The organism is Vibrio ostreicida (genome assembly GCF_013074385.2).
Lineage (GTDB): Bacteria > Pseudomonadota > Gammaproteobacteria > Enterobacterales > Vibrionaceae > Vibrio > Vibrio ostreicida.
Genome location: NZ_JABEYA020000010.1, coordinates 32,027 through 45,986, shown reverse-complemented (window position 1 = coordinate 45,986; position 13,960 = coordinate 32,027). Strand labels below are relative to the sequence as shown.

The 13,960-nt window shown below is 46.2% G+C and carries 12 protein-coding genes; 4 read left to right on the top strand and 8 right to left on the bottom strand.

Features of this window, described 5'->3' with window-relative positions; all coding sequences use genetic code 11:
- Positions 1-86: 86 nt before the first annotated feature.
- From HLM86_RS14030 to HLM86_RS14010, 5 genes are all read right to left on the bottom strand, one after another.
- On the bottom strand, positions 87-560 hold the full coding sequence (locus tag HLM86_RS14030; RefSeq protein WP_170883515.1) for a DUF1842 domain-containing protein: 474 nt from the start codon (positions 558-560) through the stop codon (positions 87-89).
- A 142-nt stretch (positions 561-702) separates the two neighbouring features.
- The gene (locus tag HLM86_RS14025; RefSeq protein WP_143678267.1) at positions 703-975 is read right to left on the bottom strand and encodes a hypothetical protein; all 273 of its coding nucleotides are present in this window, start codon (positions 973-975) and stop codon (positions 703-705) included.
- Positions 965-1,324 (bottom strand): hypothetical protein, encoded by a 360-nt coding sequence (locus HLM86_RS14020; protein WP_076589735.1) that lies wholly within the window; start codon positions 1,322-1,324, stop codon positions 965-967. Before HLM86_RS14020 ends, HLM86_RS14025 begins: the two co-directional genes overlap by 11 nt.
- A gap of 252 nt (positions 1,325-1,576) precedes the next feature.
- The gene (locus tag HLM86_RS14015; RefSeq protein WP_076589734.1) at positions 1,577-2,170 is read right to left on the bottom strand and encodes a GNAT family N-acetyltransferase; all 594 of its coding nucleotides are present in this window, start codon (positions 2,168-2,170) and stop codon (positions 1,577-1,579) included.
- Positions 2,171-2,244: 74 nt separating this feature from the next.
- Positions 2,245-3,066 (bottom strand): helix-turn-helix domain-containing protein, encoded by an 822-nt coding sequence (locus HLM86_RS14010; RefSeq protein ID WP_170883514.1) that lies wholly within the window; start codon positions 3,064-3,066, stop codon positions 2,245-2,247.
- A gap of 201 nt (positions 3,067-3,267) precedes the next feature.
- Between HLM86_RS14010 and HLM86_RS14005 the strand changes: the two genes are divergently transcribed.
- On the top strand, positions 3,268-5,097 hold the full coding sequence (locus HLM86_RS14005; protein ID WP_170883513.1) for a PI-PLC domain-containing protein: 1,830 nt from the start codon (positions 3,268-3,270) through the stop codon (positions 5,095-5,097).
- A gap of 394 nt (positions 5,098-5,491) precedes the next feature.
- Here HLM86_RS14005 and gcvP read toward each other — a convergent pair whose 3' ends face one another.
- The 3 genes from gcvP to HLM86_RS13990 all read right to left on the bottom strand — a co-directional run bounded on the left by gcvP (position 5,492) and on the right by HLM86_RS13990 (position 10,188).
- The gene (gcvP, locus tag HLM86_RS14000) at positions 5,492-8,356 is read right to left on the bottom strand and encodes an aminomethyl-transferring glycine dehydrogenase (protein ID WP_076589731.1); all 2,865 of its coding nucleotides are present in this window, start codon (positions 8,354-8,356) and stop codon (positions 5,492-5,494) included.
- Positions 8,357-8,477: 121 nt separating this feature from the next.
- A complete protein-coding gene (gene gcvH, locus HLM86_RS13995; RefSeq protein WP_076589730.1) occupies positions 8,478-8,858 on the bottom strand; it encodes a glycine cleavage system protein GcvH in 381 nt (126 codons plus the stop codon).
- A 34-nt stretch (positions 8,859-8,892) separates the two neighbouring features.
- The gene (locus tag HLM86_RS13990; protein WP_076589729.1) at positions 8,893-10,188 is read right to left on the bottom strand and encodes a serine hydroxymethyltransferase; all 1,296 of its coding nucleotides are present in this window, start codon (positions 10,186-10,188) and stop codon (positions 8,893-8,895) included.
- A gap of 379 nt (positions 10,189-10,567) precedes the next feature.
- Here HLM86_RS13990 and HLM86_RS13985 point away from each other — a divergent pair, with 379 nt between their 5' ends.
- The 3 genes from HLM86_RS13985 (at position 10,568) to HLM86_RS13975 (ending at position 13,925) form a co-directional block, all read left to right on the top strand.
- Positions 10,568-11,191 carry a helix-turn-helix domain-containing protein gene (locus HLM86_RS13985; RefSeq protein ID WP_076589728.1) on the top strand — a complete coding sequence of 208 codons (624 nt, stop codon included), beginning with the start codon at positions 10,568-10,570 and terminating at the stop codon, positions 11,189-11,191.
- A 256-nt stretch (positions 11,192-11,447) separates the two neighbouring features.
- Positions 11,448-12,566: a glycine cleavage system aminomethyltransferase GcvT gene (gene gcvT / locus HLM86_RS13980; protein WP_170883512.1), complete on the top strand. Its 1,119-nt coding sequence runs from the start codon at positions 11,448-11,450 to the stop codon at positions 12,564-12,566.
- 324 nt (positions 12,567-12,890) lie between these two features.
- Positions 12,891-13,925 (top strand): S1 family peptidase, encoded by a 1,035-nt coding sequence (locus tag HLM86_RS13975; RefSeq protein ID WP_170883511.1) that lies wholly within the window; start codon positions 12,891-12,893, stop codon positions 13,923-13,925.
- The last annotated feature ends 35 nt before the right edge of the window (positions 13,926-13,960 follow it).

Genomic DNA, 13,960 nt, shown 5'->3' with positions numbered 1-13,960 from the left:
AAAGTTTTACTGCTTGGGAAAAAAATCGAGATGAAAAAACCAGTCACCCACATAGGGTCACTGGCTGCTGACTACCGTCATTTTGGCTAGGCTTTCGTGAGCTCTTGAGGGGCAAACTCAAACTGTTCGATGGATTTTATTGGCGCGCTGTTTGCCAAAGTGACTGGTTGATTTTCGGCTTCAATCCATTCGCCAGACTCATTTTTATAGCTGTAAAAAGCAACGCCTGTTTTCCAGTCTTCATCCAGTAAAATACGCAGCGTTACGTTATGCAGATCAGTTCCTACGGGCGGGATGCCAGGATAAGGTTGATAGCCCTGAAGATTCATCATAATGTGGCATGAAGACATGGTACATTGATAGTTAAATGTACCATTTAAATCCGTGAACACATTGAGAGGTGGATTCACAGATTGAAATAAATGGCCTTTGCCGACAATGGACTTATCCCTTTGGCAAATGAGCAAGTTCACATCGAATCTCTGACCTCCAACGAGTCCATTACCTATGTTGAAATGGGCTGCGAAGATCTCACTGGGTGTTTTATCGGTCGTGTTCATTTCTCTCTCCAACGTTGATTAGTGTTATTGATAACGTCTAAAACGTACGAAAGAAGTCGATAGTGTTCAGTATCAAGTTGGTATCAACTGCTTTTCCCTCGAGAAAGCTGAGCGTTCACCATGCTCGGAAAGAATAGAATATTTAATTGAGACCCACGTTCATCATTGCCTGAGCAAGAGAAGTATTGATGAGTCGGTGAAGTTCACGGTGTTCTAATGTCTCTACTCTGAGTTTGGGCGGGTTGAAAAGGGCACGGCTTAGGATCTCACCAATATTGTTAATGTGGATATAGCGGTCAGCAATGCAAGCTATCATGTAGGTTCTGATATGTGGGGTCGATGCGTCAAGTTTGAGTAACTCAGCACATCGAACCGCCTCTTGGACTCTTTCTCGGATCCCGTGTTCAGAAAACACGCGTCTGCCCTTCTCCATTGAGCGTCATCGTCATGTCGAACTCTTCACTCTTTCTCAAGACCGCGAGAAAAAGAGACTCGCGGATCTGTTGTTTCATCGCCTCATTACTGGCGACGTACTCGCTGAATAAGTCGATGGCTTGCAGGTCGGTAATATCTTGTTGGCTTGCGATACCGGCCAAAACACTTTTATTCAGGTTGGATGAAACGTCAAAATTGAGCTCTTTTGCTTTCATAAGCATCATTTTGATGGCTTTAATTTTTTGCGCGCGAGTCGTACAAATTTTTAGCTCATGCTTGTTGTAGGTAAAACCGATTTTATCGAGTAACTGACTCAGTTCTTGGTACATATTTTCCTCTGAACCCTTAAATTGACGGATTGCAATGTTAACGATATCTGTTTAAAAACATAGACTGAATCTGATTGCACTTAAATGTAAAAATCTAACATAACAATGACTTAGTGTTTTTTGAGTAAAAATTCGTCCGTTAAGGGAATCAAGTTTGTCCTATTTGTCGTTTTAATCACCAGTCACAACAGTCGAGCTATGGGAAAGGGAGGCACCACGATGTGAGGAACGAGTGCCTAGGCGTTTGTGTACTTATGAAGAACGAAGATGAGTCAGGTATTGTTTGACAGTTAACCCGTAGTAGAGCTTGTCATCAAATCCGTTGTTGGATTGATAGTATTGGTGTTGCCGACCTTCCAATACATAGCCACATTTTTCGAGTGTTTTGTACGAGCCGGTATTCGATGCAAAGCAATCGGCACTGATTTTGTGGCTACCCAATTCAGTGAAGGCGATATTTGTCATCATTTGGCAAGCTTGAGTTGCTATTCCTAGGCCCCAAGCATGGGCGGGGAGCTGATACCCTACCTCATGGTTACCTGATAGCAGGGGAACTTGAGTGACGGCCGTCATCCCCATATAGCGCCCGTGCTGATCACGAATAATAAACGTTGGATTGTCTGGCCATGAACCGTTGGCGATCGAAGCCGCTGTATTTTCTAAGATGGAATGAAAATATTGACGGTAGAAACGTTCGTCAGCGGGTGCAAAAAACAGATACCGATTGACTCTCTCATCATCTAACATCGCGATAATGTCACCGAGATCGGATTGCTGAATCAACTGAATGGCCAATTTATTGTGAAATGGAAACGGTTTACCTTGCTTTAACGTTGAATATAACATTGGATACCTCGTATTTTGGGAAGATATCTTAATGGGGTTGGCCGACATAATAATTGGACTTTTGCGTCAATCTGTCACTCAAAATCACCATAGATATCAATAGTAAGGTCTCGGTTTTTGAGGTAGCGAGAGGGTGTGCGCATTAGCTGTTGTTTAAGCGCTCGAATTAAGTGTGACTGATCGGTAAAACCAAATTGCTGAGAAAAGGCGGCCCAATCAACGTTCCCTTCTTCGCCGTACAAGGCGAGCACCATTCGCTCAAGTTTGAGCAACATTTGATACTTTTTCAGGCTCAGCCCAGTTACTTGCCTAAAACTGCGTTCTAATGTTCGGCGTGAACAAGCACATAGATTAGCGATCTCAGGGATGGTTAATGATTGGCTATCCTTGTCTAAGTGGATATTGGCGGTTTGCGTCAGTTTAAATGCCTTGTCTTGATTCAAATTGAAGTTGATGCTTTTAAAGTACGTTTCTAGGTAACGGGCTACCTCGTTCTTATTCGCACACTGCCATAAACTGGCGTGGAAGTGTGCGGGAAATTGTTCGTTGATCCAACCCGCCCAGAAGCATTGATTGATTTGTGTTGCAGCTTTGGTATTGAATAAATAGAGCCCCTCTGGTCTTAGGGTGATCCCGATTCGTTGCAGCGGAGGGTGATCATTGAGATTGAGTAGGTACTCACTTGCGGTCAGCAAGTGGCTTCCTTTACCGGCAAACAACTGACTTGAACGGGTGTAGTGGTACGGCTGATCCGGTGGGGTAAAGACGATATGGGCTCTGGGATTGGGGATGAGGTTTGGTCTTAAGGTCGTTGGTTCCTCATCGCTGACTTGGAGATACCAAATCTGATGCACTAACCACTCGTAGCCGATCAGAGGCTGTTTCCACGTTATCATTGAATTCATTGCCTTTTATTGTTGAACCTTTTGTATTTGTCTCCAATCTTTGGCCTCGAACCTGATGGATCTATGGGTAGATGATACCAACATGATACTGAAGTGTGGGCGCGGTATCTCTATGTTTAGAAGGTGACACTATGATGATTTTGCGTTGTTGACTCACTCTTCGCCTAAATCAATGCCAAAAAGGGGAATCCCATGACCATGCCCGTATTTTGTTCGTTAGAGAACGTAAAAAATAACCAATTTCGTTGCCATCGTGCCACCAAATTCGAATCCGGCTATGCGTCCCCTAAGTGCCTTTTTCGGTTGCTTCCTCAGGGGGGCCATATTTATGCTATCCAAAGTGTCGACACGGGGCAATTCTATCAAAGCCATATTAGTCGAATGGTTGATTTTGTCGATGGTGATGACCAATTATGGGACATCCTGCCGATTCCGGGCCAAACCCATATCTACACCATTAGGAATCTTGGCAACAACCAATACATGACCCAAAAAGCATCCCAATTGCATTCAGGTATGCCAAGCGAATCTGAATACTGGATTGTTGAATCGCGTGATGATCTGGGACAGAAACTGGGTGATTCATTCTATGGTTTTCTCAAAAACGATGAGACTGCGGAATACCGAAGTGAGCTTGCCACGCAAATGGAAAAAACACCCCAAATACCCCATTGTTTGATGAAGTTTATACGATTTTCTGATGGCACGTTTGCGATCCAGAATCAGTCCAATTATGAGTTCTATCAAAACCATATCACATCCATGGCTAAGGAAGTGACGTCATCCGGTCAAAAATGGTCCTTAGACAAGGTCGACGACACCATTAATACCTATTATCTGAGGAATGTGCTTAGTGGCGAATACATGACCCATCGCGCATCTCAACGGCATACTGGTGTGCCAGGGCCATCAGAAATGTGGGTGATTGAAGAGTACCAATGCCTACAGACTGCTGGGTGGATGGGGGCGAATATGCCCTTGCTCGCGAACCAGCGTTTATGTGATATCTGTATACCCGGATCTCATGATTCTGGGACCTACCAACAAATCGATAGTACTCGGTACGGGACGGTAGCGGCCACCAAAACACAAATTTTTGATATTCAAATGCAATTGATGCAAGGCGTACGGCAATTGGATCTGCGGCCAGCATGGTGGAACGCGGCGTTTTATACCGCTCATTATACTGATATCGAAGAGGGCAGTGAGTTTGCCAACGCATTTGGCGCAGGTTTTCAGGGCGCGGTAGGAGTGGCGCTATCGGACGCGTTTGCGCAGATAAACGCATTTTATTCTGATCCCAATCATTCTCAGGAATTACTGATTGTGAAATTCAGTCACTTTATTGATTGGGATCGCCGAGACACCGGTGGGGCCCATAATGTGTCACTGCGACAAAAACAGAATTTTGTTAGCCTGGTTAAGCGTACCTTGGGTAAACGGTTGATTAAGTTAACTGAAGACACGGAAAATTTGTGTGTCTTGACGGTCAAGGGATTACTTGACCATGGCAACATACTGGCTATTTTTCCTGATGACTTCAGTGAGGTGGTCTCTGGACAAGAGGGTTTGTGGTGTGAACATCAATTGGCGAGCAGAGGTGAATCTTCGATTACAAACGACTTGCTAAAAATGATTGATAGCCCTTTGAAACCTCTCGGTCAAAAACAAAACATGGAACAGTCTAGCCATATCGAGGCCCCGTTTATGATGAACCTATCATGGCAGCTCACTCAAGATCAAAAACAGGCCATGAGTGCGGCGCTATTTAGTACGCCAACCCTTCTGAATTTAGCCGACAATGCCAATCTGGCGCTGAGCCCGACGTTATCTATATGGCTGGGAGACAATACCATCAATCACAGGTATTACCCGAACGTCTTGCAAACAGACGCCTGTTTTGAAGAAACGACCAATGCGGTTTATGAGTCACTGACACTGTGTAAGCTTATCCAACGATTTAATCAAACACGATCAGCTCAGAGTGACGCCGAAGTCGCCCACGCGTTTCACTGTGTATAAAGTGGTCTCTCGGTATCTAAGGACAGACGCCGAGGTTGTTATGATGAAATCAAGTGCAAATTTGTGCCTTCTAATGTTCAACTACAACCCAGTGCTTGTCTGCTCGGTTTTATATTATCTGTATGGATAAACGGAGAACTGAAATGGCGAGTAATGTGTTTGTTACCCATAACGCTGAAGATCATATTGAAGTTGAAAACTGACTCACTTGAAAGATCTGCCATGCGTCGTTGCCTCTGGACACGAGGCTTCAGAGGAAGTCCCTCAAGTTTAGAAAAACGCTTTTTTTCAGCTTGTTAACGATCATTGCCCAGAACAACAAAGGCGAACCAAACGGTTCGCCTTTGTTATTCAAGTCAGTTTCTAACTTGGTTATCGGTGATCAACACACCATTTAATCTTCGTAGTTGTCGATGCTTGGGCACGAACAGATCAGGTTACGGTCGCCGTATACATTGTCGACACGGTTTACCGTTGGCCAGTACTTCCAAGACTTCGTGGCTGGTGATGGGAAGCAGCCTAATTCGCGAGAATAAGGGCGATCCCACTCGTCTTTTGCTAGGTCCACTTGTGTATGTGGTGCGTTAACTAGAGGGTTGTTCTCTAATGGCCACTCACCCCTTTTCACCTTCGTCATCTCTTCACGGATTGCAATCATCGCCTCACAGAAGCGATCAATTTCTTCTAGGTCTTCAGATTCCGTAGGTTCAACCATGAGTGTACCCGCCACTGGGAACGACATCGTTGGGGCATGGAAACCGTAGTCCATCAGACGTTTCGCGATATCTTCTTCGCTGATGCCTGTTTCTTCTTTAAGCGGACGAATATCGATAATACATTCGTGCGCTACGCGGCCATTGGAGCCACGGTAAAGAATAGGGTAGTGAGGGCGAAGACGTTCCATCACATAGTTAGCATTCAGAATGGCAACTTTAGTCGCATCGGTCAGGCCAATTTCACCCATCATGGCAATGTAAGCCCATGAAATCGGCAAAATAGACGCACTGCCCAAATCTGCCGCAGAAACGGCATGATCACTGCCCTCAACACCATTCTCGATATGACCTGGCAGAAAAGGTGCTAGATGAGATTTTACGCCGATAGGCCCCATACCTGGGCCGCCACCGCCGTGCGGGATACAAAAGGTTTTGTGCAAATTTAAGTGGGACACATCAGAGCCAATAAAACCTGGTGAGGTGAGACCCACTTGCGCGTTCATGTTTGCGCCATCTAGGTACACCTGACCGCCAGCCGCGTGAACCATTTCACAGACGTCTTTGACTTGCTCTTCGTACACGCCGTGTGTTGAAGGGTAAGTGATCATGATACTTGATAAGTGCTCAGCATGTTTTTCGATTTTTGCTGCAAGATCGGCCATGTCGATGTTGCCATCTTCATCACATGTCACCACCACCACTTTCAACGACACCATTGAAGCGGTTGCCGGATTGGTGCCGTGAGCTGAGCTTGGAATTAGGCAGACATTACGGTGGCCTTCGCCACGGCTATTGTGGTAGCGCTGAATGGCAATAAGACCTGCGTACTCACCTGATGCACCTGAGTTAGGTTGTAGTGAGAAATCGTCGTAGCCAGTAATTTCACATAACTTTTCTTTAAGATCTTTCGCTAGGGCTGAGTAGCCTGCCGCTTGTTCCATTGGCGCAAATGGGTGGATTGAACCAAATTCGGGCCAAGTTACTGGAATCATTTCAGCGGCTGCATTCAGTTTCATCGTACAACTTCCGAGCGGTATCATACCGTGAGTTAGCGAGAAGTCTTTGTTCTCAAGCTGTTTCAGGTAACGCATCATCTGTGTTTCACTGTGGTGCGTGTTGAATACTGGGTGCGTAAGATAGTGTGATGTACGGCGAAGTGCCTCAGGAATGGCGGCAAATTCATTGCCTTCGATTTCTGAAGAAAGGGCAGCGACTTCTTGGTTTACACCAAATACGGCAAATAACGCGTTGATATCTGCCGTTGTTGTGGTCTCATCGCAACTGATACCCAGTTGATCATTGAGCTTGCGCAGGTTGAGGTCAGCGGCTTGCGCTTTTTCAAAAAGTGCTTGGGTTTGAGCACCTGATTTAATGGTAATGGTATCAAAAAAGCTATTGTGAGCGAGCTCGAAGCCCGTTTTTGTCAGCCCAGCGGCGATAATCGCCGTCATATGGTGGGTACGACGAGCAATCGTACGTAGACCTTCTGCGCCGTGGTAAACCGCATAGAAGGAAGCCATGTTGGCCAGCAGAGCCTGAGCGGTACAGATGTTTGAGGTCGCTTTCTCGCGGCGGATGTGCTGTTCACGAGTCTGCATTGCCATGCGCAGTGCTTGGTTGCCGTTGGTATCAATAGACACCCCGATAACTCGACCAGGCATCGTACGCTTGTGCTTATCACGAGTGGCCATGAATGCAGCGTGTGGACCACCGTAACCCATTGGCACACCGAAGCGCTGAGCACTACCGATGACCACATCTGCGCCCATTTCGCCAGCGGGTTTAAGTAGAGCAGATGCAAGAAGATCCGTTGCGATTGTGACGAGTGTTTTGTTTGCCTGTGCCTTTGCGATGATATCGGTCAGATCTCGAACTTCACCTGTTGTGCCAGGGTATTGAACAAGGGCTCCAAATACGTCTTGTTCTGGTAGTGATTCTAACGCGCCTACCTGAACATCAAAACCGATGTATTTTGCCCGAGTTTTAACCACTTCGAGTGTTTGTGGGTGCACGTCGTCAGCCACGAAGAATACGTTGCTTTTGCTCTTACCTGCGCGTTTACATAATGTCATCGCCTCGCCTGCGGCGGTCGCTTCATCCAATAGAGAAGCGTTGGCAATATCCATGGCCGTCAGGTCCATAACCATTTGTTGGAAGTTCAGTAAGGCTTCAAGGCGACCTTGTGAAATTTCTGGCTGATAAGGCGTGTAGGCGGTATACCAGCCAGGATTCTCTAACACGTTACGCAGAATCACATTGGGCGTGAAAGTATCGTAGTAACCCTGGCCAATAAAGGAACGTTTAACTTGGTTTTGATTAGCAAACTCTTTCATTGCAACCAGCATGTCAGCTTCACTTTTGGCATCGCTGAGTGACATCGGCTTTTCAAGGCGAATTTGCGCGGGAACGGTCTCGTCGATAAGTGCATCTAGGTTGACGGCGTTGATCGCCTCCAACATGGTTTGTTGGTCTGATTTATTGGGACCGTTGTGGCGTGCAACGAACTCATTATTTGTGCTGAGGCTTTGAAGTAATTCAGTCATTGTTCTTTACCTACTCCATCATTCGAGTATCGGATATCATTGCTGATAGTATTAATTATACGTTCGAATCTTAAAAAAAAGCTGCCTCCTGAGGCGGGGGCAGCTTTAAAGGCTTGTCTTATTACTCGTCTTCAATCGAGTTCAGGTACTCTTCGGCATCTTTCAGGTTGTTGAGCTCCGATGCGTCTGACATCTTAACTTTTACAATCCAGCCACCCTCATAGGGTTCTTCGTTGATAAGCTCTGGACTGTCTTCCAGCTCTTCGTTGATTTCAACTATTTCACCGCTGATTGGGGCATAAATATCGGATGCCGCTTTAACTGACTCAACCAGTGAAAAGCTGTCACCGGCTTCGATGTCCGCTTCAACTTCGGGTAGGTCAACGAATACAACGTCACCCAGCATTTCTTGTGCGTGCTTTGAAATACCTATGGTTACTGTGCCGTCACCGTTGTCTCGTACCCACTCGTGGCTATCTGCAAACTTCAGTGTGTTGTCCATTGCTTAATCTCCAAAAAATAACTGTAAATATTGTTTATCGGTAAAGTGGGAAGCGCGTGCATAGTGCCTTCACTTCTTTTCGAACGCGCAGTTCTACTTCTGCATTACCTTCTGGGTTATCGACCAACCCATCCAGTACATCGCCAATCCAATTACCAATGAGTTTGAATTCTTCAGTGCCAAAGCCGCGGCTTGTCCCCGCAGGCGTCCCTAAACGGATGCCCGATGTAATCATAGGCTTCTCTGAATCAAATGGAATGCCATTTTTGTTACATGTGATTCCGGCACGTTCTAGTGCTTCTTCGGTGGTGTTGCCTTTCAGGCCTTTGGGACGCAGGTCAACTAGCATAAGATGTGTGTCAGTTCCCCCGGTGACTATGTCACAGCCGCGTGTCTGCAATACCTCAGCAAGGACCTTAGCGTTATCAATCACGGAATTAATATAGGTGTGAAATTCAGGTCCCAACGCTTCGCCAAATGCGACTGCTTTTGCCGCAATGACATGCATTAAGGGGCCACCTTGCAATCCTGGAAAGACGGCCGAGTTGATTTTCTTGTTGATGTCTTCGTGGTTGGTGAGGATCATTCCGCCGCGAGGTCCGCGCAATGTTTTGTGCGTCGTGGTGGTAACGACGTGTGCATGTGGCAGTGGGCTAGGGTGAGCGCCTGTTGCAATCAACCCTGCGATGTGCGCCATATCGACCATCAAAATAGCATTGACTTCGTCTGCGATTTCTCGGAATTTCGCGAAATCGATAGTACGAGGGATCGCGCTGCCGCCTGCTATGATCATTTTTGGTTGATGTTCTTTAGCCAGCGCTCGTACATCGTCGTAATTGATTTCAAGAGTATCGCGATCAACACCGTACTGTATGGCGTTAAACCATTTGCCAGAAAGTGCAGGGCGGGCGCCGTGGGTCAAGTGGCCACCGGCGTCCAATGACATGCCAAGAATGGTGTCACCAGGTTGCAACAGTGCGAGCTTGACGGCACCGTTCGCTTGAGCCCCAGAGTGAGGTTGAACGTTGGCAAACTCACATTTGAACAACTGCTTCGCTCGCTCAATCGCAATCGCTTCTACGGTATCTACATGTTCACAACCGCCATAGTAGCGACGGCCCGGATAGCCTTCTGCATATTTGTTGGTCAGGCAGGTGCCTTGAGCTTGCATCACCGCCTTTGAGACAATGTTCTCAGACGCGATTAATTCAATTTGTTCGTTTTGACGTGTGTTTTCCGCTTGAATACCGGCGAATACGGCGTCGTCTGTCGCAGTAAGACTCGTAGAGAAAAAGTTCTCTAGGCTGTGATTTTGGTAAGTGTTATTCATGATAGATGACCTTACATTCGTGCTGACGAGATGATGAGTAGAGTTGTTATCCTCGTCAGTTCTTTTCTATTTACTGCCTTTATAAACGAAAGACAGGGTGGATTCTGTGCCCCAGACTGATTCTACAATCGCGGGAAGCCGCCCGAACCGAGTGACGCCATTACGGCACATTCGTGTCGGAAATCGCATCTCTATAACTAACAAGTTGGTAACATAGCGGTTGTTGGGCAAATGATCAATCAAAAATTTCCTATTGGAAACAAGGTTTCTGAAAGTGTTAGCCGAAGCACGGTTTATTTCGGTCTTCTATCTTTCCTCTCTAAACGGCTTAGTGCACAATAAAATAGACTAAGACGTGACCATTACTTTAGAGGAAAACATGGCCGAAGATATCTATGATGAGTACCCATCGTTAACGTTAGCCAAAGAGGCGCATGATCAGACGATTGAGCCTCTAAGATTAGGTCAGAGAATTAAGGATGTTCGAGCAAAATTGGGCATTACACTTGAAGAAGCTAGCCAGCGAACTGGTCTGGCCCGTTCAACCCTAAGTAAGATCGAGAACGAACAGATATCGCCGACGTTTCAGGCGATGCAAAAACTGGCACTTGGCTTACAAATAGATATGCCACAACTCTTTGAGCCACCGAGAAAAAAAGTAGCAACTGGGCGTCGTGACATTACGCTACAAGGACAGGGTAAACCCCACCCGACACCGACCTACGAACATGAGCTGTTGGCGACTCAACTTTCCAATAAGAAAATGATGCCGTTTAAAACTCGGGTCCGTGCTCGAACCTTTGAAGCCTACGCGGATTGGGTCCGTCACGATGGCGAGGAGTTTCTATTGGTTCTTTCCGGATCAGTGCTGTTTTTTTCTGAGTTTTACGAGCCAGTGGAACTGCGTCTGGGCGACAGTGTTTACTATGATGCCAACATGGGACATATGTTGACGTCAACGAGTGCCGAAGATGCTGAAATATTATGGGTAACGGCAAAATAAATCGACTTGGGTTAAGTTTCCTATAGTGAAGGCAATCGTTTCCCTTGCTGTGTTTTGGTGGAATTGACATTTAACATTGAGTATTTTGTCATCAAAATAGAGCGAAGCGTGTTGAATTTTAATGTGAATATGATGTTAACTGTCACATTTTTTGCGCTTTATTGTTTGTTAATGATGCAAAGCAGGGCGACTCGTGTTTATTATTGGAAACAAGGTTTCCTGAATGGAAAACAGACCTGATTAAACGGAGACAACGATGAGTCAAGATCTATTGAAAACACCTCTGCACCAACTCCATATTGCTGCAGGCGCTAAAATGGTCCCTTTTGCTGGTTATGAAATGCCTGTTCAGTATCAACTGGGTGTGAAGAAAGAGCACTTGCATACTCGTGAAGCTGCCGGTCTCTTTGATGTGTCTCATATGGGGCAACTTCGCCTGCATGGGCAAGGCGCTGCGGCGTTTCTTGAGTCATTGGTGCCTGTCGATATTATTGATTTACCTCAGGGCAATCAACGTTATGCTTTTTTCACCAACGAGGAAGGCGGTATTATGGACGACCTAATGGTTGCCAATTTGGGTGATCATTTATTTGTTGTGGTCAATGCGGCGTGCAAGGCGCAAGATATCAAGCACCTCGAAGCGCATTGTCCCGCGGACGTTGAGCTTGAAATTATAGAAGACCGTGCCTTGCTTGCGCTACAAGGGCCTCAAGCAGTCAACGTGCTGACTCGTTTTAATAGTGACGTCGCTAATATGGTGTTTATGGATGTCAGAAAGCTTAATATCTTAGGTGTTGAGTGTATTGTTAGCCGCAGTGGGTACACGGGTGAAGATGGTTACGAAATTTCGGTGCCGAATAGTCACGCTGAAGAACTGGCGTCGGCACTGAGTGCAGAAGACAGTGTCGAGTTGATTGGTCTGGGGGCAAGGGATTCCCTGCGTTTAGAGTGTGGTTTGTGTCTGTACGGCCATGATCTTGATGCGACGACGACGCCTGTTGAAGCGAGCTTGTTATGGGGGATTCAAAAAATCCGCCGTTTAGGTGGTGAGCGAGAAGGAGGGTTTCCCGGCTCTGATATCATTCTCAAGCAAATTGAAACCAAACAGGTGTCCCGCAAACGTGTTGGTCTTGTCGGTCAAACGAAAGCGCCTGTGCGTGAAGGCACCGAATTGTTTGATGGCGATGGTAACAGAATTGGTCAGGTGACGAGTGGTACCGCTGGCCCCAATGCGGGCAAACCGGTTTCTATGGCCTATGTTCAGACAGAGTTGGCGGGATTAGGGACACAAGTATTTGCCGATGTTCGTGGAAAAAAACTGCCAATGAGTGTTGAAAAAATGCCATTCGTGCCACAGCGCTATTATCGCGGATAGAATTATCGTTCAGGGGCCTTAGCGGCCCCTTTTCTTCGATACGGTTCTCCTCGATACGGTATTAAGGTCCTTGGCGTTGCAGTATTACTCTCCGTAGCGCAGACGTCGATTCATTGTAGAGAGCGGAACAGTTCAAACTCTGGCGTCTGCGAATTAGATTGCCCTTTTGTTACTCATATCTTAAGAAAGATCACATCTTAACAATCAAGATCGTGATCAAGCTCTCTTATTGACTATTGAGAATTTGCTCTTATTCTTGTGCCTGATATCTAGGGTGGAAATTATAAATAACTATTATTCACTTTATTTTTCTAGGTTTACAAAATGAAAATGTTGGTCAAGGTTTTACCGCTTTCGTTGTTGTTCTGCGGCTATTCCTCCCTTAGTCAATCGGCTGAGATTTCCCCGTTTATCGTCAATGGTTCTTATACCAGCGTCACCACTTATCCTTCCTTTGTGAGCTTGTTTATTGACATGCGTAAGTACAATAATACCTATAGTGCTGGTAGCTACTGTGGCGGAACGTTATTGGATCAACAGCATGTTCTTACTGCTGCGCATTGTGTTGACGACATCGAGAATCAGTTATTTACTGCGGTGGTGCCTAAGTTACAATTTGAATCGTCTTTCCCATACACGGCGGAAGGCGTAATGGTCAGTGAAATCTATTATAAAAGCTCTTACGACGAGGATCAGTTGATAGATGATATTGCGATTCTAAAACTGACTAAGAAGATTCCAACCGTCAGCTCAGCTGATTATGTACAATTGCCTGATACTGGGGATTCGGCCCGTTATCGTAATACGGCTGAGGCCTTTTATGCCGTTGGACACGGAGATACTCAGCCAGACTTTGATAATCAATCCTACTTAGCGTCAACTCAGCTAGAATATGTTAGTGCGGCGATTTGCGGTCAAGAGTACAAAAGAAACCCAAACGATAACTTATGTATGGGTTCGTCAACGGTAGGAACAAATAATCTAGATAATGCTGTATGTCAGGGGGATTCGGGCGGCCCTTTGTATTGGTACAATGGTGGTCAATACAAGCAGGTTGGGATCACCAGCTTTGGTCCTGGTGAACAGCTTAGTTCCGTTGGTTGTGGCGATCCCAAGGTTATTGCAAACTCAGTGTTTACCGAAGTCCTCGACCATAAATCTTGGATTGAATCGGTTGTTGCTGGTTCGGAAACACCCAAAGTTCAGGCGACGGAATCCGCTAGAACGGCTTACCTGAATGGTGAGGTTTCTGTGACGACCTCTTCTAATAGTGGTTCGTCTGGTGGAGGTTCGTTCGGGGTGGTCTCGCTGTTCCTTATCATGAGCGGCTTTTTGAGAAGGGGGCGTAACGTGGCCTAATCGTTCTCTAAACTCGAGCGCGTTGACTCATGGCG

Coding starts and splice junctions, on each gene's coding strand:
- HLM86_RS13990 (WP_076589729.1), bottom strand. CDS start 10,188: ATGAATAACACTTACCAAAATCACAGCCTAGAGAACTTTTTCTCTACG.
- gcvP (WP_076589731.1), bottom strand. CDS start 8,356: ATGACTGAATTACTTCAAAGCCTCAGCACAAATAATGAGTTCGTTGCA.
- HLM86_RS14005 (WP_170883513.1), top strand. CDS start 3,268: ATGACCATGCCCGTATTTTGTTCGTTAGAGAACGTAAAAAATAACCAA.
- HLM86_RS14030 (WP_170883515.1), bottom strand. CDS start 560: ATGAACACGACCGATAAAACACCCAGTGAGATCTTCGCAGCCCATTTC.
- HLM86_RS14010 (WP_170883514.1), bottom strand. CDS start 3,066: ATGATAACGTGGAAACAGCCTCTGATCGGCTACGAGTGGTTAGTGCAT.
- gcvH (WP_076589730.1), bottom strand. CDS start 8,858: ATGGACAACACACTGAAGTTTGCAGATAGCCACGAGTGGGTACGAGAC.
- HLM86_RS14020 (WP_076589735.1), bottom strand. CDS start 1,324: ATGTACCAAGAACTGAGTCAGTTACTCGATAAAATCGGTTTTACCTAC.
- gcvT (WP_170883512.1), top strand. CDS start 11,448: ATGAGTCAAGATCTATTGAAAACACCTCTGCACCAACTCCATATTGCT.
- HLM86_RS14015 (WP_076589734.1), bottom strand. CDS start 2,170: ATGTTATATTCAACGTTAAAGCAAGGTAAACCGTTTCCATTTCACAAT.
- HLM86_RS13985 (WP_076589728.1), top strand. CDS start 10,568: ATGGCCGAAGATATCTATGATGAGTACCCATCGTTAACGTTAGCCAAA.
- HLM86_RS13975 (WP_170883511.1), top strand. CDS start 12,891: ATGAAAATGTTGGTCAAGGTTTTACCGCTTTCGTTGTTGTTCTGCGGC.